General features: G+C 56.6%; 23 protein-coding genes and 1 riboswitch. Of the genes, 18 read left to right on the top strand and 5 right to left on the bottom strand.

Annotation, left to right across the window (positions count from 1 at the left end):
• Positions 1 to 44 precede the first annotated feature (44 nt).
• The 12 genes from waaF to G3M63_RS19190 all read left to right on the top strand — a co-directional run bounded on the left by waaF (position 45) and on the right by G3M63_RS19190 (position 13,086).
• Positions 45 to 1,091: a lipopolysaccharide heptosyltransferase II gene (gene waaF / locus G3M63_RS19245; RefSeq protein ID WP_163984125.1), complete on the top strand. Its 1,047-nt coding sequence runs from the start codon at positions 45 to 47 to the stop codon at positions 1,089 to 1,091.
• A gap of 3 nt (positions 1,092 to 1,094) precedes the next feature.
• Entirely contained in the window at positions 1,095 to 2,156 is a 1,062-nt protein-coding gene (gene waaC, locus G3M63_RS19240; protein ID WP_163984124.1) for a lipopolysaccharide heptosyltransferase I, read from the top strand.
• Entirely contained in the window at positions 2,156 to 3,277 is a 1,122-nt protein-coding gene (locus G3M63_RS19235; RefSeq protein ID WP_150299570.1) for a glycosyltransferase family 4 protein, read from the top strand. The genes waaC and G3M63_RS19235 overlap by 1 nt, the downstream gene beginning before the upstream one ends.
• The gene (gene rfaP, locus G3M63_RS19230) at positions 3,274 to 4,089 is read left to right on the top strand and encodes a lipopolysaccharide core heptose(I) kinase RfaP (protein WP_163984123.1); all 816 of its coding nucleotides are present in this window, start codon (positions 3,274 to 3,276) and stop codon (positions 4,087 to 4,089) included. Before G3M63_RS19235 ends, rfaP begins: the two co-directional genes overlap by 4 nt.
• Positions 4,086 to 4,832, top strand: coding sequence for a lipopolysaccharide kinase InaA family protein (locus G3M63_RS19225; protein WP_150299572.1), 747 nt, complete (start codon positions 4,086 to 4,088; stop codon positions 4,830 to 4,832). The genes rfaP and G3M63_RS19225 overlap by 4 nt, the downstream gene beginning before the upstream one ends.
• Positions 4,829 to 5,593 (top strand): lipopolysaccharide kinase InaA family protein, encoded by a 765-nt coding sequence (locus G3M63_RS19220; protein WP_163984122.1) that lies wholly within the window; start codon positions 4,829 to 4,831, stop codon positions 5,591 to 5,593. The genes G3M63_RS19225 and G3M63_RS19220 overlap by 4 nt, the downstream gene beginning before the upstream one ends.
• Positions 5,594 to 5,600: 7 nt before the next feature.
• The gene (locus G3M63_RS19215; protein ID WP_163984121.1) at positions 5,601 to 7,040 is read left to right on the top strand and encodes a lipopolysaccharide kinase InaA family protein; all 1,440 of its coding nucleotides are present in this window, start codon (positions 5,601 to 5,603) and stop codon (positions 7,038 to 7,040) included.
• Between the two features lie 133 nt (positions 7,041 to 7,173).
• Positions 7,174 to 8,298: a glycosyltransferase gene (locus tag G3M63_RS19210; RefSeq protein WP_163984339.1), complete on the top strand. Its 1,125-nt coding sequence runs from the start codon at positions 7,174 to 7,176 to the stop codon at positions 8,296 to 8,298.
• 256 nt (positions 8,299 to 8,554) lie between these two features.
• Positions 8,555 to 9,715, top strand: a complete 1,161-nt coding sequence (locus G3M63_RS19205) for a glycosyltransferase (protein WP_163984120.1) — start codon at positions 8,555 to 8,557, stop codon at positions 9,713 to 9,715.
• Positions 9,712 to 10,722, top strand: coding sequence for a glycosyltransferase family 9 protein (locus G3M63_RS19200; protein WP_163984119.1), 1,011 nt, complete (start codon positions 9,712 to 9,714; stop codon positions 10,720 to 10,722). The genes G3M63_RS19205 and G3M63_RS19200 overlap by 4 nt, the downstream gene beginning before the upstream one ends.
• On the top strand, positions 10,722 to 11,864 hold the full coding sequence (locus G3M63_RS19195; RefSeq protein ID WP_163984118.1) for a glycosyltransferase family 4 protein: 1,143 nt from the start codon (positions 10,722 to 10,724) through the stop codon (positions 11,862 to 11,864). The genes G3M63_RS19200 and G3M63_RS19195 overlap by 1 nt, the downstream gene beginning before the upstream one ends.
• A gap of 13 nt (positions 11,865 to 11,877) precedes the next feature.
• A complete protein-coding gene (locus G3M63_RS19190; RefSeq protein WP_163984117.1) occupies positions 11,878 to 13,086 on the top strand; it encodes an O-antigen ligase in 1,209 nt (402 codons plus the stop codon).
• Here the strand turns inward: G3M63_RS19190 and G3M63_RS19185 are convergent.
• Positions 13,064 to 13,657, bottom strand: a complete 594-nt coding sequence (locus G3M63_RS19185; RefSeq protein WP_163984116.1) for a lipopolysaccharide kinase InaA family protein — start codon at positions 13,655 to 13,657, stop codon at positions 13,064 to 13,066. The two genes, G3M63_RS19190 and G3M63_RS19185, sit on opposite strands and share 23 nt — an antisense overlap.
• Positions 13,658 to 13,749: 92 nt before the next feature.
• Between G3M63_RS19185 and msbA the strand changes: the two genes are divergently transcribed.
• Complete coding sequence (gene msbA, locus G3M63_RS19180; protein WP_371923493.1) at positions 13,750 to 15,540, top strand: lipid A export permease/ATP-binding protein MsbA; 1,791 nt, start codon at positions 13,750 to 13,752, stop codon at positions 15,538 to 15,540.
• Between the two features lie 33 nt (positions 15,541 to 15,573).
• Positions 15,574 to 17,004 (top strand): bifunctional D-glycero-beta-D-manno-heptose-7-phosphate kinase/D-glycero-beta-D-manno-heptose 1-phosphate adenylyltransferase HldE, encoded by a 1,431-nt coding sequence (hldE, locus tag G3M63_RS19175; protein WP_163984114.1) that lies wholly within the window; start codon positions 15,574 to 15,576, stop codon positions 17,002 to 17,004.
• 25 nt (positions 17,005 to 17,029) lie between these two features.
• Here the strand turns inward: hldE and G3M63_RS19170 are convergent, their stop codons facing one another.
• Genes G3M63_RS19170 through G3M63_RS19160 form a run of 3 tightly spaced genes read right to left on the bottom strand, consistent with a single transcriptional unit; the run spans position 17,030 to position 19,904 of the window.
• Positions 17,030 to 17,905, bottom strand: a complete 876-nt coding sequence (locus G3M63_RS19170) for a metal ABC transporter ATPase (RefSeq protein WP_163984113.1) — start codon at positions 17,903 to 17,905, stop codon at positions 17,030 to 17,032.
• 14 nt (positions 17,906 to 17,919) lie between these two features.
• Entirely contained in the window at positions 17,920 to 18,732 is an 813-nt protein-coding gene (locus tag G3M63_RS19165; protein WP_163984112.1) for an aldo/keto reductase, read from the bottom strand.
• On the bottom strand, positions 18,729 to 19,904 hold the full coding sequence (locus G3M63_RS19160) for an FAD-dependent oxidoreductase (RefSeq protein ID WP_163984111.1): 1,176 nt from the start codon (positions 19,902 to 19,904) through the stop codon (positions 18,729 to 18,731). Before G3M63_RS19160 ends, G3M63_RS19165 begins: the two co-directional genes overlap by 4 nt.
• A 100-nt stretch (positions 19,905 to 20,004) precedes the next feature.
• Here G3M63_RS19160 and waaA point away from each other — a divergent pair, with 100 nt between their 5' ends.
• Complete coding sequence (gene waaA, locus G3M63_RS19155) at positions 20,005 to 21,270, top strand: lipid IV(A) 3-deoxy-D-manno-octulosonic acid transferase (RefSeq protein ID WP_163984110.1); 1,266 nt, start codon at positions 20,005 to 20,007, stop codon at positions 21,268 to 21,270.
• A gap of 166 nt (positions 21,271 to 21,436) precedes the next feature.
• Here the strand turns inward: waaA and G3M63_RS19150 are convergent, their stop codons facing one another.
• The gene (locus G3M63_RS19150; RefSeq protein WP_163984109.1) at positions 21,437 to 22,882 is read right to left on the bottom strand and encodes a TolC family outer membrane protein; all 1,446 of its coding nucleotides are present in this window, start codon (positions 22,880 to 22,882) and stop codon (positions 21,437 to 21,439) included.
• Between the two features lie 182 nt (positions 22,883 to 23,064).
• Positions 23,065 to 23,165, top strand: a riboswitch (TPP riboswitch).
• Positions 23,166 to 23,248: 83 nt separating this feature from the next.
• Between G3M63_RS19150 and thiC the strand changes: the two genes are divergently transcribed.
• The 3 genes from thiC to G3M63_RS19135 all read left to right on the top strand — a co-directional run bounded on the left by thiC (position 23,249) and on the right by G3M63_RS19135 (position 26,286).
• Complete coding sequence (thiC, locus tag G3M63_RS19145; RefSeq protein WP_163984108.1) at positions 23,249 to 25,132, top strand: phosphomethylpyrimidine synthase ThiC; 1,884 nt, start codon at positions 23,249 to 23,251, stop codon at positions 25,130 to 25,132.
• Positions 25,133 to 25,216: 84 nt separating this feature from the next.
• Entirely contained in the window at positions 25,217 to 25,834 is a 618-nt protein-coding gene (locus tag G3M63_RS19140) for an NUDIX domain-containing protein (RefSeq protein ID WP_223824958.1), read from the top strand.
• Entirely contained in the window at positions 25,834 to 26,286 is a 453-nt protein-coding gene (locus G3M63_RS19135) for a DUF1249 domain-containing protein (protein ID WP_163984107.1), read from the top strand. Before G3M63_RS19140 ends, G3M63_RS19135 begins: the two co-directional genes overlap by 1 nt.
• Positions 26,287 to 26,329 lie beyond the last annotated feature (43 nt).

Genomic DNA, 26,329 nt, shown 5'->3' with positions numbered 1-26,329 from the left:
CGGATTGTTCTGGCTTCCAGCTCCAAGCTTCAGGCTTCAAGCTTATGAGAATATTGGTTATCGGTCCCAGCTGGGTCGGCGACATGGTGATGGCGCAGACGCTGTTTGCCTGCCTCAAGCTGCGCCACGGCCCCGATTGCGAGATAGATGTGCTGGCTCCCGAGTGGAGCCGGCCGATTCTCGAGCGCATGCCGGAAGTACGCAATGCGCTGAGCTTTCCGCTGGGGCATGGGGTGCTGGACCTCAAGACCCGTCGCACGATCGGCAAGGGCCTGGCCGGTCAGTATGACCAGGCGATCCTGCTGCCCAATTCCCTGAAATCTGCCCTGGTGCCTTTTTTTGCCGGCATTCCCAAGCGCACCGGATGGCGCGGCGAAATGCGCTACGGCTTGCTCAACGATATCCGCAAGCTGGACAAGGATCGTTATCCGCTGATGATCGAGCGGTTCATGGCGCTGGCCTTTGAGCGGGATCATGAGCTCAGCAAGCCCTATCCGCGTCCGACCCTGCAAATCGATCCTGCCACGCGCGATGCCGCGCTGGCGCGTTTCGGGCTGGAGCTCGACCGTCCCGTGCTGGCGTTGTGCCCGGGCGCCGAGTTCGGCGAGTCCAAGCGCTGGCCCGTTGAGCATTACGCCAGTGTTGCTGATCAGAAGGTTCGCCAGGGTTGGCAGGTGTGGTTATTTGGTTCGAAGAACGATCACCCCGTAGCGGAGGATATCCGCTTGCGATTGATTCCGGGACTGCGCGAGGAAGCGACCAATCTGGCTGGCGAAACCAGCCTGGCTGACGCGATAGACCTGATGTCCTGTGCGTCTGCGGTTGTCAGCAATGATTCGGGACTTATGCATGTCGCGGCGGCGCTGGATCGGCCGCTGGTCGCTGTCTATGGCTCCACCTCGCCGGGCTTTACCCCGCCGCTTGCTTCGCATGTCGAGTCGGTGCGCCTGGGGTTGGATTGCAGTCCGTGTTTTGATCGCGCTTGTCGGTTCGGGCACTACAACTGCCTGCGTGATCTGAAGCCGGCGCTGGTGGTCGATGCTTTGGACCGCCTGGTCGGTGATCCGCTGGCCGACCCGCTGGATGTGTAATTAATGCGTGTACTGCTGATCAAGACGTCGTCCATGGGCGATGTCATCCATACGCTGCCGGCCTTGACTGACGCGCAGCGGGCCATCCCGGGTGTTACTTTTGACTGGGTTGTCGAAGAAGGCTTCGCAGAAATCCCCGCCTGGCATCCGGCGGTCGCTGAAATCATTCCGGTGGCCATCAGGCGCTGGCGCAAAAGTCCGTTGCAAACATTGCGCAGCGGTGAATGGTCACGCTTCAAGGCACGACTGCGTACCACTCCGTATGATCTGGTAATCGATGCCCAGGGCTTGCTGAAAAGCGCCTTGCTAACGCGTTACGTCAAGGCACCGGTCGTCGGCCTGAACAAGGCTTCCGCACGGGAACCGCTGGCCAGCCGTTTTTATACTGACGCTATGGATGTGCCCTGGGGGCAGCATGCAGTGGAGCGGGTGCGCCAGCTGTTCGCAGCGGCGCTGGGCTACAGCGTGCCTGAGCAGACCGGAGATTACGGCCTCGATCGTCGGAGTCTGGCCGGAAACAAGTCTGACCTGCGCTATGTGATGTTTCTGCATGGCACTACCTGGGACAGCAAGCACTGGCCGGAGAGCTACTGGCGCCAGTTGGCTGAGTGGGCGGTGTCGATGGGTATCCAGGTCCGTTTGCCCTGGGGCAACGATGTGGAGAAAGCACGTGCGGAGTTCATAGCCTCTGATTTGTCAGGCGTCGACGTACTGCCTCGCATGTCGCTGGCGGGCATGGCGAGCATGCTCGCCGGCGCTTCTGCCTGCGTCGCGGTCGATACAGGACTGGGTCATCTGGCAGCAGCGCTCGATGTGCCTACGCTTTCGCTCTTCGGTCCGACTAACCCCGGTTTTACCGGCGCTTACGGCGCGTCACAGCGTCATCTGGCCGCTGATTACCCGGCCTGTGTGCCCTGTATGCAGAAGCAATGCACCTACAAGCCCACCGCTGAAGAAGCCCACCAGTTTGATCTGCAGCGCGAACAGCCCTTCTGCTTTACCCGGCTGAAGCCGCAGCGCATTCAGGCCGAACTGCTAACACTGCTGAAACAGGGCGCGAACTGATGCAGTTGGCTTTTGTTCTTTATAAGTACTTCCCCTACGGCGGACTGCAACGTGACTTCATGCGTATCGCGCAGGTTTGTCAGGCCCGTGGGCATGCGGTGCGGGTATATGTTCTGTCGTGGGATGGCGAGGTGCCTGAAGGTTTTGATGTGCAGCTGGTGCCGGTCAAGGCATGGACCAACCATCGTCGCAACGAGCGTTTTGCTGCCTGGGTGCGGGCAGATCTGGCCCGGCGGCCAGTGGATCGGGTGATCGGGTTCAACAAGATGCCCGGGCTGGATGTGTACTATGCCGCTGATCCCTGCTATGAGCACAAGGCGAGGACGCAACGCGGCCCGTTGTACCGGCTGGGTGCACGATACAAGCATTACTCGGCATTCGAAAAAGCGGTATTTTCTCCTGCCACGCGTGCCGAGATATTGATGATCTCCGAGGTGCAGCAGCCGCTGTTCATGCAGCACTATCGCACCCCGGCGGAGCGGTTTCATCTGCTGCCACCGGGTATCGCACCGGATCGCCGGGCGCCTGCCAATGCAGCGCAGATCCGTAGCGCGTTTCGTCGCGAGTTCGAACTTGGCGATACTGAATTGCTGATCGTGCAGATCGGCTCGGGCTTCAAGACCAAAGGCCTGGACCGCTCGATACGCGCGTTGGCGTCGCTACCTGCTGCCCTGCGAGCGCGGACGCGCCTGATGGTGGTCGGGCAGGACGACGCACGCCGCTTTCGTGCGCAGGCCAAGGCGGACGGAGTGGCCAATCGCGTAGAATTCCTTCAGGGTCGTGATGATGTCCCGCGTTTTTTGCTGGGGGCTGATTTGCTGATTCATCCGGCCTATAACGAGAACACCGGCACTGTCTTGCTTGAAGCGTTGGTCGCCGGTCTGCCAGTGCTGACAACCGACGTGTGCGGCTATGCGCATTACATCGAAGAGGCCGACTGTGGCCTGGTGGTGCCGAGCCCGTTCAGCCAGGATCGATTGAACAGTATGCTGGCGCGCATGTTGGAAGATGACGAGGCACGAGGTCGCTGGCATAACCAGGCTCTGGAGTTTGCCGATCAGGCAGATTTGTATAGCCTGCCGGAGAAAGCCGCCGATGTGATTCTGGGAGACATGGATTGAAGCTGATACTGGCCGAACCCTTCAAAACGCTCTGGAGCGGGCGCGATGCCTTTGTTGAAGTTGAAAAGCTTCAGGGTGAAGTGTTCCGCGAGCTGGAGGCCCGGCGTACCTTGCGCACCGTGGTCGATGGCCGAGGCTATTTCGTCAAGATTCATCGGGGTGTCGGTTGGCGGGAGATCTTCAAGAACTGGCTAACCCTGAAAGCGCCGGTATTAGGCGCAGGTCAGGAATGGCATGCGATTCAGGCACTGACGGCTGCGGGCGTTCCAACCATGACTGCCGTGGCCTTTGGTGAGCGTGGTGCCAACCCGGCGGACCAGCATTCCTTCATTATCACCGAAGAGCTGGCACCGACCGTCAGCCTCGAGGATTTTGCTCACAACTGGCGCAGCAATCCGCCTGATCTGGCCCTCAAGCATGCCTTGATCAACGAAGTGGCAACGATGACGCGACGGATGCACGAAGCGGGAGTCAACCATCGTGACTGTTACATCTGCCATTTCCTGTTGCACACCGATACTGAGCCGACGGCAAACAATCTGCGGTTGTCATTGATTGATTTGCACCGGGCGCAGATTCGTCCAAGCGTTCCGCGGCGCTGGCGGGACAAGGACCTGGCCGGCCTGTATTTTTCGGCGTTGAATATCGGGCTGACGGAGCGCGACAAACTGCGCTTTCTACGAGTGTATTTTGATCGGCCGCTGCGTCAGATTCTTACGGAAGAAGCTGTACTGCTGAGCATGCTGGAGCGCAAGGCGGCGCGGCTGCAGACGCGATTCGAGCGCAAATACGCCCCGGGCAGTGATGCATGACCGGCTGGACGCTCAATCCTGAATACGCAACCGGCGTCAGTGGCCGACTGTTCGCTGATCTGGACACGGTTTTCGCCCTGGAAGGGGAGTTGATAACGACAGACCCTATCAGTACGGTTCATCGGGTCTGGGTCGGTAACCGATACTATTACGTAAAGCGTTATACGGGCGCGGGCAAGAATCTGCGGCGCTACATCGGACGACCGCGGATCCAGGCGGAGTGGGAAAACCTTCTGCATTTTCATGCCTGGGGCATTCCCTCAGCTACTGTGGTTGGCTTCGGACTGGAACGGCGGGAGGGCGCTTTTCATCGGGGCGCGCTCATAACCCAGGATCTGCAGGGCACATCGGACATGGCGAATATTGCCAAGAACGGTGATCCTCGTTTTTTATGCAAGCGATGGGTTGCTCACGTGTCCAGGCAAATCGCCCATGCGACGCGCATGATGCATGACCAAAACTTTGCGCATAACGATCTGAAATGGCGCAATATTCTGGTCGATGAGAAGCCCTTTCCAGACGTGTACATGATCGATTGCCCCGGTGGGAATTTCTGGGTGGGGCCCATGTTGAAATATCGAATCATCAAGGATCTGGCCTGTCTCGACAAACTGGGTAAGCGCGTGCTGAGCAGAACGCAGCGGCTGCGTTTTTACCTGGACTATATCGAGAAGCCGAGACTGTCTCCGGCGGACAAGAAGCAGGCTCGGGCAGTATTGAATTTCTTCAAGGGGCGAGAATGAGCGAGTCGCCATTCATTGCAGTCAATGCTCGCGAGGTGCTGGCGCGGCATGGCCTTGATAATTTCGAAGGGCTATGGAATAGCCGATGCAACGCCAGCAGTAAGAGGGTAATGCGCCGCGGCGGCTGGAATACCGTGGTGCGGCTTGAGCTGGAAGACATCAACGGCCATCTGCAGACCTTTTATCTCAAGCGCCAGGAAAACCAGCTGGTTCGCAGCCGATTGCATCCCCTGGGTGAGCCAATCTATGCCCGCGAATTCCGTTTCATCCAGCGCTTCGCCCATCTCGGCATCCCGTCGCTTGAAACCGCATTCTTCGCCCAGCGTCGCGTGGAGGGTAAACACCAGGCCATTCTGCTGACCCGTGCACTGGATGAGTACCGCTCACTGGATATCTGGTTCGAACGCTGGCCAGAGCTGGAATGGCAGGGCAGACAAGACCTGATCATGGCGGCCGCTGCGCTGGTGCGCGCATTACACAACGCCGGTAAAATGCATAACAGCCTGTATCCCAAGCAGATCTTTCTCAAGCTGGACGGGGATGGCGCTGGCGCACGGCTGATCGATCTGGAAGAGACCCGTAGAGCCTGGTTCGGCGAGCGGGACCGTGTGAGAGACTTGAGCAGCCTGCATCGGCGTACCCAGGTTGCCAGCAACAGCCAGCAACTGCGTTTCTTTCTGGCATACATGGGCCGGTCGCGTCTGGATGTTGAAGCGCGCCAGCTGTTGATACGCATACTCAGTCGTCGCTCGCCGGAATAATCAAACGATGAATATCACCGAGCAGTTACGTCGCGCCGAACGCAACCCGCCAGCACCGTTCAGCGTGCCACTTGCGGACGGAGGCGAACTGACCCTCCAGCGCTGGCTGCGGATTTTGCCGGCCAAGCGGCTGGTGGCGCAGGGCGAGTTGGCAGGCAGGACAGTCCTGGCGAAGCTCTTTATCGCACCGGCTGCAGTACGGCATTGTGTTCGGGAGCTGGAAGGCATCAAGGCGGTGCTTGGGGCGGGAATCGCCACTCCAGCCATCATCAGCCAGGGCGCGCTTCCGGGTGGTGGTCAATATTTGCTAACCGATTTCCTCGAAGAGGCAGAAAGCCTGGAAGCGCAGTGGGAAGCGCTGAGCCATGAGCCCGCAGGCAGTGAACCTGCAATGCGTTTGCTGCGCCTGGCTTTGACAGGCATCGCTACAATGCACGCCAAAGGCCTGGTTCAGCGCGATCTGCATCTGGGTAATTTTCTCCTGCACAAGGGTGTGCTGCAGGTCATCGACGGCGACGCGGTGGAGGTTCTCGACCAGTGCCAGCCGATAACCGCCCAGCAGGCTGAAGAAAACCTGGCGGTATTCTTCGCACAGCTGAAACCCGACTGGGACGAGTGGGTGGAACAGTTGCTGCTCGCCTATCTCGAAGCCAACCCCCACCACGCTATTCATCCCGACAATCTGGCAAAGCTGATAAGCGCCAAGCGCCAACTGCGCCTGGAGCACTACCTCGATAAGTCACTGCGTGATTGCACAGAGTTTGCGGTGAAGCGAGGGTGGGGGCGGTTTGAGGTCGTCCAGCGCAACCATGCTGCCGAGCTGGAAGACCTGCTTGAATCGCCAGACGAATGCTTCCGCCGTCATCCGTTGCTCAAGGATGGCGGCAGCAGCACAGTCGTCCTGGCTCCAACCGTTGTCCGAAAGGTTGTAGTTAAACGCTACAACATCAAAGGTGTGGCACACTGGCTTAAGCGCTTTTGGCGGCCAAGCAGGGCATGGCACTGCTGGCTCTCAGCACATCGGCTTCGATTTCTCGGCATCACCACGCCGGCTCCTTTGGCGATGGTGGAACAACGTATCGGTCCGCTCCGCAGCACTGCCTGGTTAGTTACCGAATACTGCGCTGGCGTTAATCTACTGGAACACTTCGGGAAAGAGGGCGACAGGACGCCAACGGCACAAGAGGCTGTAGCTCTGCTCCGATTGTTCGGTCAGCTTTTTCATGCGCGTATCAGTCATGGCGATTGCAAAGCGACAAATCTCTTGTGGCGCTTGAACGAGATCGTTCTGATTGATCTGGACGGGATGCGATTCTACGAAGCTGAGAGTCCGGCCTGGCTCAGAGCGTGGGAGGAGGACCGAGCGCGTTTCCTGCGCAACTGGCCTGCAGGAAGTCCGCTGCGGATGTGGCTTGATTCGCAACTTCCGCGCCCGGTCGCTGGTTGAAATCACTTTTCGCTATTGGTGTGAACCAAAAAGGTCGATTGGGTACTAATGACTCTAGGATTTAAGGCATAGTCTGCTCATGGTGTTCGCCATGGTTTCTGACTCGCAAGCCGAACAAGATCATGGAGAAATCATGAACAATCGACCACAACAGCGCCATATCCTGCAAATTTGCCATGGATACGGGGGCCCCTTTCTGGACTATGCTCGACAATACGCGAGCTTGTTTGCGGACACGCCTTATAGAGTAACGACAATATTTCTTTCGGGTGAACCGAGTGATGAGGTCGTTGCGGCATGTCAGTCTGACGAGGTTATCTTTCTCGAGTACAGATCCAAAGCGTTAAGAGGATTCAAGCTGCGTGCGATTCGCGAAATCCGCCGCATAGTCAAGACCAAAGATTTCTCACTATGCATCGCACACAGGTCCAAACCAGCATATATAGCCTGTCTCGCCACTCGGTTGCCCATCATCTGGGTACACCATGCTTATGGTGCCTACGATCGACTCGACCGGAGGTTATTCGCCCAGGCTTACCGCAAGCGTATCCAGGCACTGGCCGTGTCGGATTCAGTCCGCGACACTATCAGGGCTCGCCTTCCGAACTGGCCAAATGAGCGCATTCAGACGCTCTACTATCACATCGATATTCCTGCGGTACAGGCTCAACAGTTTGATCGTGCGGAGGCCAGACAGCAGCTCAAACTTCCACAGAACGCCTGGATCGTCGGCAATGTAGGAAGGCTGCATCCAGACAAGGATCAAGCGACGCTTATTAAAGGGTTTGCAGCGGCTTTGACTGACCTGCCAAAGAACAGTTGTCTGGCAATTCTCGGCCGGGGACGGCTAGAGAAAGAGCTGAAATCGTTGGCTATACAGCTGAATATCTCCAAGCGTGTTTTCTTCGTGGGTGAAGTCCCCGACGCACGTCGGTATTTCAAGGCGTTCGACGTTTTTGTGTTGAGCTCCGACCACGAGCCATTCGGCATGGTACTGCTTGAAGCCATGGCAGCTGGCGTTCCGGTAGTCTCCAGTGATTGTGGTGGTGCCAGGGAAGTGGTAGACGGCGCAGGACAATTGTTTCGGCAGGGCGATGGGCTAGCGTTATCGGGTTGCCTGGTAAAAGCGTCGGAGACTGGCGACTCGGCCGTTGAGGAACAGCAGCAGGCCATGCGCAAAAAACTGATCAACGAATTCTCTGATGCGGCTGGTAAGAAGCGGTTTTGGGGATTGTCGATGGTCGCAGCTACTGCGTAGAAGACACCGGCCAGAAGTCGGACAACTCGCGACGGCGGTTCCATCCGGATCGCTTAGCAGGATATACTCGCCCTTTTTTCAAGGGCAACGTTGTGATTTCGAGCATTGCGCGACAGGCCTGCGCCCTTAAGTCCTTTCTGAGTAGTTCATGTCACAACAAGTGTTTCCGGAGCCGTAGCGCTCCCGGAAATCGGTTGTCTGTGCGCTGCGTTCGACAAGCATCCCCTATGAGGTTATATCCGCAATGGAGGGTCTCATGATCGCCAGTGACTCAGGTGCGGACGGCGCTCAATGGGTTTTGCAGTTGTGTCATGGATATGACGGACCTTTCATGGATTGCGCGAGGCAGTATGCGGCTTTGTTCAAAGACACTGAATATAAAGTCTGCACGGTTTATCTCACTGGCGCTGCTAGCGAGGAGGTCAGGCGCGGCTCGGCGTCCGATGACGTCGTGTTCCTCGACTATTCCAGTCGTCAACTGAGAGGGCTTAAGCTGGGCGCGATCACCGCTGTCAGAAGACTCGCAGCGGCGCGTGCGTATCAGCTGTGCATAGCCCATCGTTTCAAGCCAACATACGTTGCGCTTCTGGCGACGTCCCTGCCGGTGATAGGGATCCAGCATGCGTTTGATGTTTATCGAAAACGGTCGCGACAACTACTGGCTAACCTTTTTCGAGAAAGGTTATTTCTTCTCTGCGTTTCTGATGCCGTGCGCGATGACGTACGCAGCTGCCTTCGCTCATGGTCATCGCGCAGAATCGAAACACTCTACAATCGCATCGATGTCAGAGCCGTGCAGGCTGATCAGCTTGAGCGCTCGGAAGCCAGAGCCGTTCTCGGGCTACGCGAAGACGGCTGGATTGTAGGTAATGTCGGACGTCTACATTCCGACAAGGACCAAGCTACACTAATCAACGGATTCGCCCTAGCTCTCCCGGCACTTCCATCGCAGAGCCTATTGGTCATCATAGGCACTGGTAAGCTTGAGGCGGACCTCAAACGCCTCGCAATTTGCCTGGGAATAGCTGAGCGGGTTGTGTTCCTGGGGCAGGTTCCGCAGGCACGTCGTTACTTCAAGGCGTTCGACGCGTTTGCTTTGACTTCCGATAATGAGCCTTTTGGAATGGTGCTCTTGGAGGCTATGGCGGCTGACTTGCATTTGATCTGCAGCGATTGTGGCGGGGCGCCAGAGGTGATGGGCGATTGTGGCCAGCTATTCTCCTTCGGTGACGAAGCCGCGTTAGCCTCCTGTTTGATCGAGGCGGCTCGTATCTCGGGTCAAGAATTGAAGATATACCAACGGGACATGCGCCGAAAACTCGATGCGGTGTTTAGCGATCAGGCTGTACGAGAAACGTTTTGGGCGATGCGTGAGTGTTGGGGTTCGGTACATAGCCAGGTAAACAAGAATCGATGAGCTTCGTGAACGCACGCGTTGTTATTATCCCCCTGTCAGCATTAGGCGATTTGACTATTTATATCCATCTCGCTTGGCGTTTCCATTGCGCTGGTGCGAATGTGGATCTATATAGCGATCCGCTTTATTCTGCAAAAGAACACTTTCCTTGGCTGAGCGTGAAAGCTAAAAGGAGAAAAGAGCTGGAAAAGCTGGCTGTCGAAGCGGATCTCGTAATAGCTTGTTTTGAAGAATGCTATGCAGAAGTTAAAAAAACGCAGACGAGTTACTTGCCGGGCAACATCGCTTTCGTGTCGGCAAAGAAAATTCCTCCCAGCTCCGGGATCGTTGGTCGGGAAGTAGTTGTTCGTGGTAAGCGCTATCAAGGAGCAACACGCGCTTTTTGTTTGGACACCCGAGCAGGCCGAAGCATGGCCGAATGGGTAGACCAATACGTTAACTTGGTTTACATGATTGACGTCAACTGTGCGCTTAAGCCATTCATGCGCTCTGAAGCTAGCCGGGCAAGCTCGCTGGTGCTTATCTTTCCTACAACGCCAGTACTAACGAAAAATTATTGGTTGCTTGGCTTTCGTGCGCTCGCTGCCGCCTTAGAAAGGCGAGGCTGGAAAGTGCAGTTCGTGTGCATGCCTCAAGAAACGGTCAAGTTAACGACGGCATTGCCTCGGAGTTCGGTCGTAAGCTGTGCGGATCTAGGGAAACTCATAGAGCTCGTGGCTAGAGCAGGTACGGTCGTTAGTAACGACTCGGGGGGAGGGCACCTTGCTTCCTTGTTGGGTTTGCCTACCTTCACAATAACTCGTCGCCGCAAGAAGTTTGTGTGGCGACCCGGTTTCAATGATTCAAACGTAGTGCTCCAACCCTTTTTCCGCTTCAAGCTATTCGGTAACTATGTATGGCGCCCATTTATACCTCTGTGGCGCATCTTGTTCTTGCTTGGAACGTGTCGGAGCGATGGTGGTGTTTCTGGCTCGCCTAGCATTGAAGAATCAAGAGGTCTCTCGTAATGAGGCGAATCAAAGTATTACAATTACAGCCCTCCTTTAATGTGAAAGCCCACGATTTTGCTGATCTCGCTGAGCAAATTGTTAAAGCGCTGCCAACGAGCCGGTTTCAAGTCGTGTCAGCTTATCTTACAGGGCGCCCCGACGAGAGCGGGCCGATGAGTGTTGCGGAAGAGTCAATGTATTTCAATTTTTCCGAAAGAGATTTGAAGGGGCTTCGCCTGAAAGCTCTTTGGAAGATCTATTGGTACTGTAAAGAGAACTCTTTTGACGTGGTAATCTGCAACCGGTTCAAACCAATTAGTGTTTTCTTAATACTTAACCGGTTACTGAGTATTCCTTTATGCATCGGCATCGTTCACGGGTTTGGCGACTTTGATCGATCCTATCGGCAACGTCAGATCAAACGTCTTGCGGGGAGGGAGTGGTGCTTCGTTGGCGTCTCTGGGGCGGTTCGTCAACACCTGTTGGACTATCGGTGCGGGTTCACCAAAAAAAATACCTTCGAAATCACAAATGCATTAGATATTAATAAGGCCGTAGCGCTGCAATACACTCGCGCAGAGGCCCGCAAACGGCTAGGGTTGAAGGCAGATAGAACGTATATTGGTGCGGTTGGGCGACTAGTTCCTGTGAAGGGTCATGCATATTTAATTCGTGCGTTCGCTCTTCTCAAAGATGAGTATCCTGAGGCTGAGTTAGTTATTGTCGGGGAAGGCCGGGACCGGAAAATTCTCGAACATGAAATGGAGGTTCACGGATTGGAAGGCCGAGTCCATCTCTTAGGTTTCCGCCCGGACGCGTTGCGATTTGTACGTGCTTTCGACATTTGGACCATGCCATCTATTTCTGAAGGCTTGGGGTTGGCGTTATTAGAAGGGATGAGCGGCAAGCTTCCGATAATAGCCTCCGATATACCAGCCATGCGGCCTCTGATAGAAGGAGCGCAAGGGTTGGCTATTCCCCCGCGTGACGTTCAACGCTTGAAGGCAGCTCTAGATAATTATTTGGGGATATCGTCTGCCGAACGCGAAAGACTAGGTCTAAAAGCCTTTGAGTATTTACTACGGAAACATGATATTAACGCATACCGGTCTCGCTATTTGAAATTAATAGAAGATGGTCTAGCCGAGCGTGCAGTCTAAGATGGAGTAGGTCTTGTCAAATTCGATTCGCGAGTGTGATTGCTTGAGCGAAGAGCTTCCCGGTAAAACGCTAAAGCGATATTTCACCGTTGCAATGTTGGTTTTTCTGGCTGCTTTTCTATTTTTGCCTAATAGTAAACTGGTGAACACTTTTTACTACGGATTTATAGCTCTTCCTGCTCTTGTCGTGCTTGTTTTAGGGCGCGTAGGTCGTTTGGAATTCAGAGGCGTTACTCGTCTCTGGCTCGCTTTGTTCGTATGGATCGCTGCGTCAGGCTCGTTCGCGGGCCATGCGAAGTTTTATAAGGATCTAGGTTATGTGGTGCTATTTTGCCTGGTGATCTGGCGATTAGTTGAGCCTCGGGTATTCGATAATCCCCTCGTGCTCCGCTCATTTTTTTGGGGGTTGGCTTCATATGTAGTTATGTCAGTAGTATATTTTTGGGTGCTTGGCCAGTTTTCGTTTGGTCAAAGAATATTGGATTTGCCCGGCCGACTTTCGGGGCCGATTTTTACTAGTATGTTATTGGTAGTTTGTTATGCGCGTCTACTTCCGCTGTGGTGGGAAAGCAGGAAGTGGTTAGAGGGTGTCGCTGGTCTAGCATTCCTTTTGCTTTGCGTTGGGCTCGTTTTACAAAGCCGTTCTGGATTAGTAGGCATAGTTGCGTTGTTTGGATTCGTCGGGCTTTTTTTGATCTCTTACGGCAGCTCTCGGGCGCGTGCTGTGTTTTTTGGAGGCGCGAGTCTGTTGCTGTTGACAAGCGCTTGGTTTTTGAACAGTACTCCACTGGGCGAGAGCCTTGTCACAAGAGCCGATTCTCACCGGCTTGAGCTCTGGTCTGCTTATTTACGAGAATGGGATGATTGCGGCTGGCTGTTGGGGTGCGGATATAGCCATGCGGGCGCGGTAATCGATATCGGTGGTGAGATGATTCTGCATCCTCATAATATTTTCTTAACCATGGGATTTTATGGAGGCTTGTTGGCGTTAGGATTATTTATCGTGGCCTTATTCTCTACGCTTATGGTTGCACTGCGCCAACGTAACCCTTGGGGCGGAGTTTTGCTTTTGTCTCTTGTTATGCTTAATTTCGACGGTCAAAAAATAATAGCTAGTCCCGACGAGCTTTGGTTGCTAGTTTGGTTGCCAGCAATGCTAATTGTCGCGCGCGTGCATCAGGAGCGGAACGATCGAACCGCTAAGATGCTGGCAGCTGATTGAGTAGAAGTTTTCGGTCATGCTCGGGCCAGTCCTTTGAATACCTCAGTAGGTGTTGGATGTTCCGTTGCCTTAGTCGCTGGCTAAGCGATCGCCCAATGCACCGCATGTCAGAAATATCGATCAGCCCTAGATTTCCATCAGGGCACAATACGATGTTTCCAAGGTGCAAGGAGCGAAAGTACACACCCAGGACATGCAGATGATTAACGAAGCGAGCTAGTTTTGTAATCTCTTCGCTTGTCCAAAGCTCAGGCTCTTTGCGTCTGATTTCTCGTAAAGTGGTTCCTGCAAGTGGCATATAGTGCACACAAGAGCGATGAGGTAATGTAAGACGAAAAACATTTATTACCTGAGGGCACGGAATGCCCAGCAGTTGAAGCGATTTTGCGTTGGCGGCAAATCGCTTCGCAGGGGGAACAAGGGTTGATTTAGATAACCAGCTCTTGCGCCTGAAGAGCTTTATATACGTCCCATCATCAAGAAGTAATACTTTTTCTCCGTACCCGTCCTGCTCCACCACGATCGCCCCTTTACGTAAGGCGTCGTACTCATCGCGATACATCAGCTGCATGACTCTTCTCCGCCAAAAATGTCATTTTAACCTATCTACCTTAGCGAACGTTGGTCTGTGATAAACTCCCCGGCCAGTTTCCTTAACGCACGATGCCTATGCCAGATTCTCAAAACGAAAGCTTTACCCGCTCAAGCGTACGCATCTACCTCCGTCTGTTGGGCTACGTCAGACCCTACTGGATCCCGTTTGCCGTCAGCATCCTGGGTTTTATGATCTTCGCCTCCAGCCAGCCGGCGATGGCCTGGATGCTGAAATATTTCGTTGATGGTCTAACCGCCGGGTCAGGTGGGGAGTTTCTTGGCTATCCACTGATCTGGGGCTTCCCGCTGTTCATTGTCCTGGTCGCGCTTTATCAGGGCGTGGGCTCCTTCCTGGGTAATTACTACATCGCCAAGGTGTCCTTGGGCATCGTGCATGATCTGCGCACCGCGCTGTTCGATAATTTTCTGACGCTGCCCAATCGGTATTTTGACAATCATAACTCGGGGCACCTGGTTTCTCGGGTGACCTTCAATGTCACGATGGTCACCGGCGCGGCGACCGATGCCATCAAGGTTGTGTTCCGGGAAGGGCTGACGGTGATATTCCTGTTTGGCTATCTGCTTTGGATGAACTGGCAGCTCACGCTGGTGTTGATGGGGATCCTGCCGGTCATTGGCGTGATGGTGTCGAGCACCAGCAAGAAATTTCGCAAGCAGAGCAAGAAGATTCAGACGGCGATGGGCGATGTGACCCATGTAACCTCCGAAACCATTACAGGTTATCGGGTGGTACGCAGTTTCGGCGGTGAGCAGTATGAATCCGAACGGTTTCACAAGGCCAGTGAGGCAAATCGTGAGCGGGGCTTGAAAATGACCCGCACGGGCGCGGTATTTACTCCCAGCCTTCAGCTGGTCACTTACGGTTCGATGGCGTTTGTCATGTTCCTGGTGCTGTTGCTGCGCGGCGATGCCACCGCGGGTGATCTGGTTGCCTACATCACGGCTGCCGGTATGCTGCCCAAACCTGTCCGGCAGCTGTCCGAAGTCAGCGCCAATATCCAGAAGGGTATTGCTGCGGCGGAAAGCATCTTCGAGCAGCTCGATGAAGAGCCGGAGATTGATACCGGTACCTACGAGCAGGAGCGGGTGACTGGCCGGGTTGAGGTGCGTGACCTGCACTTCAGCTACCCGGAGACCGACAAGGCGGTGCTGGAGGACATCAACTTCTCTGTTGAACCGGGCCAGATGGTGGCATTGGTTGGCCGTTCCGGCAGTGGTAAGTCGACCCTGATCAGTCTGATTCCACGTTTTTATCAGCATAGCCAAGGGCAGATACTTATCGATGGGGTCGAGGTGTCCGAGTATCGGTTGCGGAATCTTCGCCGACATATCGCCCTGGTCACGCAGCATGTGACTCTTTTCAACGACACCATCGCTAACAATATTGCCTACGGTGATCTGGCGGGCGCACCGCGCGCCGATATCGAGCGCGCTGCCGAGGCTGCGTACGCGAAAGAGTTCATCGACAAGCTGCCGAACGGCCTGGATACCATGGTGGGAGAGAACGGCGTGTTGCTTTCGGGGGGGCAGCGGCAACGGCTGGCGATTGCGCGGGCGCTGTTGAAGAACGCACCGCTGCTGATTCTCGATGAGGCGACGTCGGCCCTTGATACCGAGTCGGAGCGGCATATTCAGAGCGCGCTTGATCATGTGATGGAGGGGCGTACCACGTTAGTGATCGCGCACCGGCTGTCCACCATCGAGAAGGCTGACATTATCCTGGTGATGGATCAGGGCAAGATTGTTGAGCGTGGCAGTCATGCTGAACTGCTGACCCAGAACGGCTATTATGCGCGGCTGCACAGCATGCAATTCCAGGACGACGCACCTCGCACTTAACACGGCCTCAGGCCTGACTGAACGGGAATTTTTATGAAGTTGACCATGCCACGTTTTGATTCCGCGCCGGTGCTGGTGGTAGGCGATGTGATGCTCGACCGTTACTGGCATGGGCCAACCCATCGGATCTCTCCAGAGGCGCCGGTCCCTGTAGTCAAGGTTGACCAGATAGAAGACCGCCCTGGTGGTGCGGGTAACGTGGCGCTGAATATTGCAGCGCTCGGCGCGCCTGCCTGGCTTGTCGGAGTAACCGGCGAGGATGAAGCGGCGGTAAGTCTGCGGCAGACATTGAACGCCGCGGGCGTTTATTGCGATTTCCAGGCGCATGCGTCGAGCCCGACTATCACCAAGCTGCGCGTGCTGAGCCGTCATCAGCAATTGATCCGGCTGGATTTTGAAGAACCCTTCGCAACGGATGGAGCGGCAATACTTGAATCTGTCCGCGGCTTGCTCGACAAGGCGAAGGTCATGGTGCTGTCGGACTATGGCAAGGGTGCGCTGGTCAACCATCAGGAATTGATTGCCCTCGCTCGTGCGAAAAACATTCCGGTATTGGCTGACCCCAAGGGTGCAGATTTTTCCATCTATCGGGGCGCGACGCTGATTACACCAAACCTGTCCGAGTTCGAGGCAGTAGTCGGGCATTGCGCGAGCGAGCAGGAGTTGGTGGACAAGGGCATGGCATTGATCGAGCAGCTCGAGCTGGACGCTATGTTGGTAACCCGCAGCGAGCAGGGCATGACATTATTGAGCAAGGGGCAGCCACCTCTGCATCTGCCCGCCCGGGCGCGTGAAGTCTTCGATGTGACAGGCGCGGGCGACACGGTTATCTCGACACTTGCCACGGCGTTGGCCGCTGGCGAGTCGCTGCCGCATGCGGTCGCGCTGTCCAACCTGGCCGCCGGCATTGTCATCGGCAAACTGGGTACTGCAGCCATCAGCGCGCCTGAATTGCGCCGCGCGGTTCAGCGCGAGCAGGGCAGTGAGCGCGGCGTATTGGGTATCGAACAATTGCTGGTAGCAATCGAAGATGCCCGCGCGCATGGCGAACGGGTCGTGTTCACCAATGGCTGCTTCGACATTATTCATGCCGGACACGTAGGCTACCTTGAGGAAGCCCGGAGCCTGGGCGACCGGCTGGTTGTGGCCATCAATGATGACGCCTCCGTCACACGTCTCAAGGGTCCCGGTCGGCCCATCAATGCGGTGGATCGACGCATGGCCGTGCTGGCTGGGTTGGGCGCAGTTGACTGGGTGACCTGTTTCGCAGACGACACGCCCGAGGAGCTGCTGAAACAGATCAAGCCAGACGTGCTGGTCAAGGGCGGCGATTACAGCATGGATCAGGTTGTGGGTGCGCCTATTGTCCAGGAATACGGCGGCGACGTTCGCGTGCTGAACTTTGTGGAAAGCTGTTCTACTACTTCGATCGTCGAACGTATCCGCGAGAAACCAGGTAACTGAGAGCTCTCAGCTTCAAGCTTCCCAGCTACAGCCTGGCCAAACCCTCCGGCCAGGCTGAACGCTCCGCTTCAATCACCCAGCCAACTTGCTCGGCCATCGCTTCACTCAGCTGAAGCTGACCGGGTTTCTCAGCGACCAGAACGCCTTTCTTCAGCATGTAAATCTGACCTGGTAGCCTATCGTTCCTCAGTTCGCATAAATATAGATCGGGTAGCTCGTAATCCAGGTGGGCTCGCAGTTCGCCACTTTGGCTGTCGAGCACCTCGTCTGCATGCAGAGCTGTAAGCTTGTCGCATCCCTCGGGTAGCGTCAGCCGCATCGAGTAAACCAGTTGCAATGAGTTGCTGGGCAGGTGGATATAGGCGCGTGGCCGTTCGAGCAGCGGCTGGTTGCCGCAACAAACGGGGCGCGTATGTCCGCGGTCAGGAGTGAGATCGAACGCGAGATTGGTATCGACTGGCAGGTCGCTGGCATAGGGTGTTGGCAGCCAGGTTTGCTGATAACGCCCCTGGAGCCAGCCGTGCGGTCCTTCCAGCAAAAGCTCCTCGGCAATCTCGGTCATGGCCGTCAACAACGGCACCCGTAACTCGTGTGCGGGCACGTAGCCAGAGATCAGCTTGAGCACTTCGTCGCCATGGCCGGGCCGCTCCTGACGAACCAGCAATCTGAAACTCCGCCCTTGCCATTCAAGCGTCAAGTCCACGGATACGCCCAAGTTGGCGACTGTAACGTCGAACTGCTGTGGGTTGTCGATGGTGATCGGCACACGCAGCGCCTGCATCTGGGCAAAGCTGAGCGGACTGCCCACCGGTGTATATCGAAGGGTTTCTGGACTCGCTTGCACCCGCAGTGCCTGGGTTTTGAAAACCACCGGGTTTTTCCGTGCGATGATCCGAGGCATCTGGCTTACCGGGGTTAGGGTTGGCTGGTGATTGAATCCAGTACGCTGGCTGCGGCCGCGACGTTGTGTTTCAGGTGCTCGGGGTTAATGGTGCCGATGATTGCGGCGGCAACGGCCGGGTGTTCAAAAATCAGCCGTAGCCCAGCGGTGACCGGATCATCGCCGGCCAGACACAAATGGCCGCTTGCAAGAGCCTTTTTGATCAGGATGCCCTTGCCATGCGTCTGAGCATAGTCGAGAACCGGACGTTCGCTTTGTTCGTTGGCATTAAAGGTAACCATTGCACAGTCACCGCGTTCCAGAGCCTTGATCCCGCCCTCTACTGTTTTGCCGGAGAAGCCGAAGGCTCGGATCAATCCGTCGCGCTGACAGGCCTCAAGTTCGGCGTAGGTATCCTGGGCCAGGACGTCAAGATCGTTGCCATTCGAATGCACCAGCACCAGATCCAGGTAGTCCGTTCTGAGCCGTTTGAGCGAGCGCTCTATGGAATAACGCGTATGCGCAGCGCTGAAATCAAAGCTGGAAATACCGTTCACAAATTCTTCGCCGACCTTGCTGCAGATAACCCAATCCTGGCGTTGGCCTGCCAGCAGCGTGCCCAGACGGCTTTCGCTGCAGCCATAGGCAGGCGCGGTATCGATCAGGTTGATTCCAAGTTCACCGGCCAGCGCGAGCAGATCGAGCGCCTGGGCGTCGCTGGGCAAGTCAAATGCGCTGGGGTATTTAACCCCTTGATTGCGACCAAACTTCACTGTGCCCAATCCCAGGGGGGAAACCGTTATCCCGGTGCTGCCGAGCTGTCTGCGGTGGCTGTGCAAGCTGCTCATGGGAAACAGATATCCCAGACCGGGGTGGCTACATGAGGCCGTGGAAGCGTGACATCAGGTTGTGGCTTGGCCGGGCGAACAGTCTGGCGTTTGAGCTCGGCGAGCATCTGATCGCTCAGGTTCGGGGTTAACGCTAGCTTGGTGGGCCAGCACACCAGGACGTTGTGCACTGCTTGCATATATGCGGTATCCGGTCGTACCAGTCCGCTCTGTGCCGGCTCGGCACGATTGATTGGCAGGGTCGTCCAGCGCGTCTGGCTCAGATCGACCCAGGGCAGCAAATCTGCCAACTCGTTCCTCGCCTTGGCGATCAGCTCGTCAGGCGCCAGGCCGACGCCTTGTTCAGCCAGCTCGCCACCGAGGTACCAGCACCATTGGCCATCAGCGCAGGGATGAGTGGTTATGGTGACGCGCGGTTTGGGACTGCTGCCCAGGCAGTGCGCATACAGAGCCGGCAGTTTCGGTCCTTTGATCAATACCATGTGTAGCGGACGTCGTTGCATGGCTGGCTGATCAACGCCCCAGCTGTTCAGCAAGCCTTCGTTGCCTTCTCCGGCGGTCAGTACATAACGCTGCGCTTTGATCAGGTGATCATGTATGGCGATGCCTTCGATGCTGCCGTCCGGCCTGCGTTCCACATGCGGTGAGGCGTCGACTACCAGACTGTCGCCTGATAGCTCTGCGAGACGGCGAATGGCATCGGGAACATCGAGCACCAGTTCGGCCAATCGATATACCTTGCCCTTGAAAGAAGGGTTATCGAATATCTCGGGGCGCTCGGCACCTTTGACCGTATCGACCCGGCCGCGTAGCGCCTTGCTGGCAAAAAAGCCCGCCATATTGCTGATGAGACTGCCCGGAGACCACAGGTAATGATGCGCGGATAGCAGCCTGACGCCAGTCAAATCCAGTTCCCCCGAGCCGTCCAGACAGGCTCGCCAGCGTTCAGGCATGCCGCCGATGGCTTCTGCGGCCAGGCTCAGTTTTCCGTGCAACGCGTACTTGGTGCCGCCATGAATGATGCCCTGCGACTTACTGCTTTGGCCGCCTCCCAGGGCGCCTCGCTCGATCAAAAGGGTGCTGTATCCGAGCTGCTGCAGCCGAGCATTCAACCATAAACCGGCGATGCCACCGCCGAGGATGCAGATGTCGGTTTCCAGGGTTGTGCTCATAAATTTCGCAGGTGTCCTAAAAAGGTTCCTAGTATAGACACTGCCGGTGCCTCGGGTCACATCTGCTACTCTATGCCCCATTTCGAATAGGGACATTGTCATGGTTCGCCTGATTTACAGTCTTGTTTTCACGCTGCTGTTGCCAGTCATACTGGGCCGGCTGCTATATCGAGCCTGGCGTGCGCCTGCCTATGCCCGGCGTTGGCATGAACGTTTTGCCCTGAAAGGTGATATCCGGCCCGGTGGTATCTGGGTTCATGCTGTTTCAGTCGGTGAATCGATCGCATCGGCTCCCATGGTCAAGGAATTGATGCAGCGTTATCCGGAATTACCGATGACCGTCACCTGCATGACGCCCACCGGCTCGGCACAGATTCGCAAGCTGTTCGGCGACACGGTAGGGCATACTTATCTACCGTACGACTTGCCATGGTTGCAGCGCCGCTTTATCAGGCGGCTTGCGCCTCGCGTCTGCATCATCATGGAGACCGAGTTGTGGCCGAACCTGGTTGCTGGCTGCAGGTCCGGCGGCGTGCCGGTGGTCCTTGCCAATGCGCGTTTGTCCGAGCGCTCAGCCCGTGGCTACCAACGGGTCATAGCGCTGGCTCGGCCGATGTTCGCGTCGCTGGATTGGGTGGCGGTGCAAAGCCAGGTCGAAGCACGACGTTTCGCAGCGCTGGGCGTACCAGAGCAGGCAATGAGCGTTACCGGTAGCATCAAGTTTGATTTGGAACCCGATCCGGGCAAGCAGGCGCAGGCTGCGCAGTGGCGCGCTGATTGGAGCGGGCGACCGGTGTGGATTGCAGCCAGCACCCATGCCGGAGAGGATGAACAGATCCTTGCAGCGCACCAAAGCATACTGCGCCAACATCCGCAGGCTCTGTTGATTCTGGTTCCGCGGCATCCCGAGCGCTTTGATAGCGTCGCGCGGCTGATTGGCGATTCGGGGTTACAGGCGGTACGGCGCAGCGCTGGTAGTATGCCGTCATTGCAGGATCAGGTGTTTCTGGGCGACACAATGGGTGAGTTGATGCAGTTTTTTGGGTGCGCAGATGTCGCCTTTGTCGGCGGATCGCTGGTACCCAATGGCGGGCACAACTACCTGGAACCCGCGGCGCTGGGTTTGCCGGTGTTATCCGGCCCACACCGGTTCAACTTCGCTGAGGTCAGTGATTTGTTGGAGAAGGCTGGAGCGCTGGCAATCGTGCAGAACGCGGAACAGCTAGCTGAACGGGTTTGCTGTTATCTGGCGAATCCTGCCGAGCGCAACAAGGCAGGTGGTGCAGGACAGAACGTGGTGTTGGAAAACCAGGGCGCCCTGGCCCGGCTACTCGACGGTATAGCAGGATTCATCGAGAAGCGGTAACAGACTGCTCGGCCATGGGCTGAGCTATTTAGCTCAAGCTTCAGCAATGGGCTGGGTTCGCTGAAAACCAAATCCCCCTAGCCCCCCCCCTTAAGGGGGAATGGTTCGTGATGCTATCTGCGCTGCTTATAGTTTGCAGCAATGTCGCGCCCAACCAATCAAGCAGTTAGAAGCTGCGGCGCATCCGCGACTGGTCGGAGGACTCGGGCGGCTGACCTCCCATTGACATGCGCTCGACTTCCTCATCAGTGAAAGGCGGGATGAAGTCGCGATTCGGGTCGTAGTCGGGGTTGAGCCAGCGAGACAGCTCTCTGAGATCCTGCGGGCTGAGGGTGCCGGCAGCCTGCTTCAGGTCCAGGTTGTCGATGATGTAGTTGTAACGCACGTCGTTGTAGTCACGTACCGCGCGGTACAGGTTGCGTTGTGCTTCCAGGACGTCGACGACATTACGCGTGCCGACTTCGTAGCCAGTCTGGGTCGCGTCCAGGGCAGCGTTGGCGGATATGATCGCCTGGCGCCGCGCTTCTACTTCCTCAACGCTGGACGTGACGGTGCGGAACAGGTTGCGTGTGCTCTCAACGACACGGCGCAGCTGCGCTTCACTCAGGCGTTCAGCCTGGGTCAGGCGATAGTTGGATTCCCGCACACGGGAGCTAGTGCCTCCGCCGGTGAATAGCGGCAGATTGAGCTCCACGCCTATCGACGTCGTATCTGTATCTGTGCTGCCGGTGCGCCCCGTCGTGCTGCTGGCCGAGGCGCGGCCGCCAAAATTACTGCTATGTCGAACAAAGGCATCCACAGTGGGCGCATAACCAGCGCGACTGCTGCGCAGGGTTTCTGCTGCGCTATCGATAGCCAGTCGCGAAGCCTGCAACTCCAGATTCTGCACCGCAGCGGTATCTACCCATTGCTGCAGGTTGCCAGGCGTTGGCGGCAGGATAGGTAGATCGTGACTGATGCCGATCAGCTCTTCATATTGATGGCCAGTAAGGCGCGTCAAGACCTGAAAGCTGATATCCAGATTGGTTTGTGCGCTGAGCCGGGCGGCGCGCGCAGTATCGAAGCCGGCAAGCGCTTCGAGTACATCGGTGCGTGCGGATAGACCTACTTCAAATCGTTCCCGTGCCTGCTCCAGCTGACGCTCGAAGGCCGCTTCCTCGGAGCGGGCTGATGCGAGATTGTCCGAGGCCCGCAGAACGTTGAAGTAGGCAACGGCTACCTCGAGAATCAGGTCCTGCTGCGTTGCGGAAAACTCCACCCGGGCCTGCTCGCTCAACGATTTCGCCGCCTGGTAATTGAACCAGCTTTCAGCGCGAAACAATGGCTGGGTCAGACTTGCTTGATAATAGTGGGTGGAATAACGGTCGCTGCCCACGCCCTCGATCTCGAGACGTTCGCGAGCCGTGCCGGCTGCTGCGCCGATGTTGGGCAACAACAGTGCTCGCGCCTGGGGTAGGGCTTCCTGACGGGCCAGGGTGTCCGCTTCGGCTGCAGCCAGATCGGCGCTGTTAGTTACAGCTTCCCGGTAGATAGTCAATAAATCCGTTTTGGCCAATGCCTGGCCGGATGATAGACCCACCATCAGAACAGCGACATAAAGGGGGCGGAGCATGCAGACTTCCTTCGCATGGATAGAATAATCCGCCAAGGCTAATGAGCGCATGGGCGCTGGTCAAGGACGAAGCGAGGCGGGGCAGATGCTGCGCCCACTGATCGCCACCCTTTCGCTAAATAAGGAAAGCAGTTAAACGTCCGATTCCTTGCAGCATTTCGCTCGCGACTCTATGCTGTCGGCTCATCTTGACGGGGTGCCTTCTGCGTTGCAGTTGGCTGAGATAACACCCGTTGAACCTGAACCGGTTAATACCGGCGTAGGAATCGAGATGCGGCATTCTGTTGCTTCGTGCTGGACGGCAATCGTCCGGATGAGCCTACCGCTCCGGTTCCCTGCGCGTTTTCAACGCAGTGGAGCACAATAATGAATAGCAAATTATCTGACAACGCCATCACCGATTCTGGAGTCGATGGCGCAGCCACCCGGCCTTTCCCGAACTCCCGCAAGATCTATGTGACCGGCTCACGCCCGGACATCCGCGTGCCCATGCGGGAAATCAGCCTGGCGGACACAGCGACCGAGCTGGGCGGGGAGAAAAATGCACCGGTATTGGTATATGACACCTCCGGCCCTTATAGCGACCCCGACGTGGCGATCGATCTGCGTTCCGGTCTGGCCGATGTGCGAGGCAACTGGATTGATGAGCGTGGCGATACCGAGGTATTGCCAGGCCTGACTTCCGAATTCGGGCAGGCGCGGCTGGCCGATCCGTCGCTGGACAGCATGCGCTTTGCCCATGTGCGTACCCCACGTCGCGCCAAGGCTGGGTGTAACGTCTCGCAAATGCACTATGCCCGTCGAGGCATCATCACCCCTGAAATGGAATACATCGCGATACGCGAGAACATGAAGCTGCAGGAAGCGCGTGATGCCGGTCTGCTTGATCAGCAGCATCCCGGGCAGAGTTTTGGCGCGGCGATTCCGCAGCAGATTACCGCTGAGTTCGTACGCGAAGAAGTCGCCCGGGGGCGCGCGGTGATCCCGGCCAATATCAACCACCCGGAACTGGAGCCGATGATCATCGGCCGCAACTTCCTGGTGAAGATCAACGGCAATATCGGCAACTCGGCGCTGGGTTCATCCATTGATGAAGAAGTGGAGAAGATGACCTGGGGCATCCGCTGGGGCTCGGATACGGTGATGGATCTGTCCACGGGCAAGAATATCCACGAAACCCGGGAATGGATCATCCGCAATTCGCCGGTGCCGATTGGCACCGTGCCGATCTATCAGGCCCTGGAGAAAGTGAACGGTGTGGCTGAAGATCTCACCTGGGAGATCTTCCGTGACACCCTGATCGAGCAGGCAGAGCAAGGTGTGGATTATTTCACCATCCATGCTGGCGTGCTGCTGCGTTATGTTCCAATGACGGCAAAGCGGGTTACCGGAATCGTCAGTCGTGGCGGGTCCATCATGGCCAAGTGGTGCCTGGCGCACCATAAAGAGAGCTTCCTCTATACCCATTTCGAAGACATCTGCGAAATCATGAAGGCCTATGATGTGTCCTTCTCGCTGGGCGATGGTTTGCGGCCGGGTTCGATCGCCGATGCGAATGATGAAGCGCAGTTCGGTGAGCTCGAAACGCTTGGTGAACTGACCAGGCTGGCCTGGAAGCATGATGTGCAGGTGATGATCGAGGGGCCCGGGCATGTGCCGATGCACCTGATCAAGGAAAATATGGATAAACAGCTCGAATGCTGTGACGAGGCGCCCTTCTATACACTCGGCCCGCTGACCACGGATATCGCCCCGGGCTACGATCACATCACCTCAGGCATTGGCGCGGCGATGATCGGCTGGTTCGGCTGCGCGATGCTGTGTTATGTGACGCCCAAGGAGCATCTTGGTCTGCCCAACCGTGATGACGTGAAAACCGGCATCATTACCTACAAGATTGCAGCGCACGCAGCGGATCTGGCCAAGGGGCACCCCGGTGCGCAAATTCGCGATAACGCTCTGAGCAAGGCGCGTTTCGAATTTCGCTGGGAAGATCAGTTCAATCTCGGGCTTGATCCGGATACCGCCCGTCTGTATCACGATGAAACCCTGCCCAAGGACTCGGCCAAAGTGGCGCATTTCTGCTCCATGTGCGGCCCGAAATTCTGCTCCATGAAGATCACCCAGGAAGTCAGGGATTACGCGGCGGCGCAGCGTATAGAGGTGATCGATTCGGCGATGGAGGATGGCATGAAAGCCAAGTCGCAGGAGTTTCGCTCCACCGGCTCGCAGCTGTACCAGAAGGTCTGAAGTATTGCCGTACGGCCTGAAGGTATGCGAGTTTAGCTAGGGTCTGTTGACGCTGAATAAACCGCAACGCCTTTGGGGATGATATTGAAGACTTTTACCCGCGACGATGTCGAGATAGTCAGCCGAGAATCCGGTTTCGAGGGATTCTATAGGCTGGATATTCTGACTGTACGGCATCGTCTGTTTCGCGGCGGCTGGGGGCCAAATCTGCGCCGTGAGCTGTTCGTACGACACGATGCCGTCTGTGTGCTGCCTTATGACCCCTGGCTCGACTCGGTGGTATTGATCGAGCAGGTGCGTATCGGCGCGCTGGAGAAAACCGATCACCCCTGGCTGCTGGAGCTGGTGGCCGGGCTCATCGACAAGGACGAATCGCCCGAAGAAGTGGCTCATCGTGAAGCAAAGGAAGAAGCAGGCCTGGAGCTGCTCGATCTTGTGCCAATCACCCGCTATTTCCCGTCACCGGGGGGCAGCGACGAAAAGGTTTATCTGTACTGCGCGACGGTAGATAGTCGGGGTGCCGGTGGCATTCATGGTCTGGAAGAAGAGGGCGAGGACATCCGCGTCAGTGTCTGGCCCCGTGCTCAGGCGCTTGCCGCCGTTGAGGACGGACGAATTGATAACGCCGCGAGCATCATCGGACTACAATGGCTCGAACTACATGCTGAACGCCTTCAACAAGCAGCGGGGACGCAGCCTTGATGGTCGCCCTGAGATCGCGCTACCACATTGATCTTTCCCAGTTGCAGGCAATCTGCGAAGAGAATTATCTGCGCCTGAACAAGCTGATGCCGGCGATGGCCGTGCAGGATGAGCAGCGGATTGTGATCGATGCCGGCGATGGCCCCGATCAGGCTCTGGTCATGCGCGTACTTGAACGCTGTCGCTACACAACCATCTTGCAACTGGTGTATGAGCGCAGTCACGACTGGCTTGCTCCGCCGCGCATGGAGATCCGCCTTTACCACGACGCGAGCATGGCTGAGGTAGTGGCTGCGTATAATCGCCGCCGCTTCATGGGCGTGTATCCCTATCCCAACGAGCAAATGCTCCAGCCGGACGAAAAATCCCAGCTTAACCGCTTCCTCGGCGAATGGTTGGGTCATTGTCAGCGCTTCGGCCAGAGCGCGCAGCCGGTGGCGCTGGACCGCTGAGAACAGTTCGGCTGTGAACCAGTCACTGGATTAGTTGCCTGGG

It is taken from the genome of Pseudomonas sp. OIL-1, from assembly GCF_010669185.1.
GTDB classification, from domain to species: Bacteria; Pseudomonadota; Gammaproteobacteria; order Pseudomonadales; family Pseudomonadaceae; genus Halopseudomonas; species Halopseudomonas profundi.
Note: the sequence above shows the minus strand (reverse complement) of the source record. Positions and strands in the feature narration are given on the sequence as shown.

What these genes read in the sequence shown, in the direction of transcription:
- G3M63_RS19210 (WP_163984339.1), top strand. Translation starts at nt 7,174, where the DNA reads ATGAACAATCGACCACAACAGCGCCATATCCTGCAAATTTGCCATGGA.
- msbA (WP_371923493.1), top strand. Translation starts at nt 13,750, where the DNA reads ATGCCTATGCCAGATTCTCAAAACGAAAGCTTTACCCGCTCAAGCGTA.
- hldE (WP_163984114.1), top strand. Translation starts at nt 15,574, where the DNA reads ATGAAGTTGACCATGCCACGTTTTGATTCCGCGCCGGTGCTGGTGGTA.
- G3M63_RS19185 (WP_163984116.1), bottom strand. Translation starts at nt 13,657, where the DNA reads ATGCAGCTGATGTATCGCGATGAGTACGACGCCTTACGTAAAGGGGCG.
- waaF (WP_163984125.1), top strand. Translation starts at nt 45, where the DNA reads ATGAGAATATTGGTTATCGGTCCCAGCTGGGTCGGCGACATGGTGATG.
- G3M63_RS19160 (WP_163984111.1), bottom strand. Translation starts at nt 19,904, where the DNA reads ATGAGCACAACCCTGGAAACCGACATCTGCATCCTCGGCGGTGGCATC.
- G3M63_RS19200 (WP_163984119.1), top strand. Translation starts at nt 9,712, where the DNA reads ATGAGCTTCGTGAACGCACGCGTTGTTATTATCCCCCTGTCAGCATTA.
- waaC (WP_163984124.1), top strand. Translation starts at nt 1,095, where the DNA reads ATGCGTGTACTGCTGATCAAGACGTCGTCCATGGGCGATGTCATCCAT.
- G3M63_RS19165 (WP_163984112.1), bottom strand. Translation starts at nt 18,732, where the DNA reads ATGAGCAGCTTGCACAGCCACCGCAGACAGCTCGGCAGCACCGGGATA.
- thiC (WP_163984108.1), top strand. Translation starts at nt 23,249, where the DNA reads ATGAATAGCAAATTATCTGACAACGCCATCACCGATTCTGGAGTCGAT.
- G3M63_RS19220 (WP_163984122.1), top strand. Translation starts at nt 4,829, where the DNA reads ATGAGCGAGTCGCCATTCATTGCAGTCAATGCTCGCGAGGTGCTGGCG.
- G3M63_RS19235 (WP_150299570.1), top strand. Translation starts at nt 2,156, where the DNA reads ATGCAGTTGGCTTTTGTTCTTTATAAGTACTTCCCCTACGGCGGACTG.
- G3M63_RS19225 (WP_150299572.1), top strand. Translation starts at nt 4,086, where the DNA reads ATGACCGGCTGGACGCTCAATCCTGAATACGCAACCGGCGTCAGTGGC.
- G3M63_RS19135 (WP_163984107.1), top strand. Translation starts at nt 25,834, where the DNA reads ATGGTCGCCCTGAGATCGCGCTACCACATTGATCTTTCCCAGTTGCAG.
- G3M63_RS19205 (WP_163984120.1), top strand. Translation starts at nt 8,555, where the DNA reads ATGATCGCCAGTGACTCAGGTGCGGACGGCGCTCAATGGGTTTTGCAG.
- G3M63_RS19215 (WP_163984121.1), top strand. Translation starts at nt 5,601, where the DNA reads ATGAATATCACCGAGCAGTTACGTCGCGCCGAACGCAACCCGCCAGCA.
- waaA (WP_163984110.1), top strand. Translation starts at nt 20,005, where the DNA reads ATGGTTCGCCTGATTTACAGTCTTGTTTTCACGCTGCTGTTGCCAGTC.
- G3M63_RS19170 (WP_163984113.1), bottom strand. Translation starts at nt 17,905, where the DNA reads ATGCCTCGGATCATCGCACGGAAAAACCCGGTGGTTTTCAAAACCCAG.
- G3M63_RS19195 (WP_163984118.1), top strand. Translation starts at nt 10,722, where the DNA reads ATGAGGCGAATCAAAGTATTACAATTACAGCCCTCCTTTAATGTGAAA.
- G3M63_RS19150 (WP_163984109.1), bottom strand. Translation starts at nt 22,882, where the DNA reads ATGCTCCGCCCCCTTTATGTCGCTGTTCTGATGGTGGGTCTATCATCC.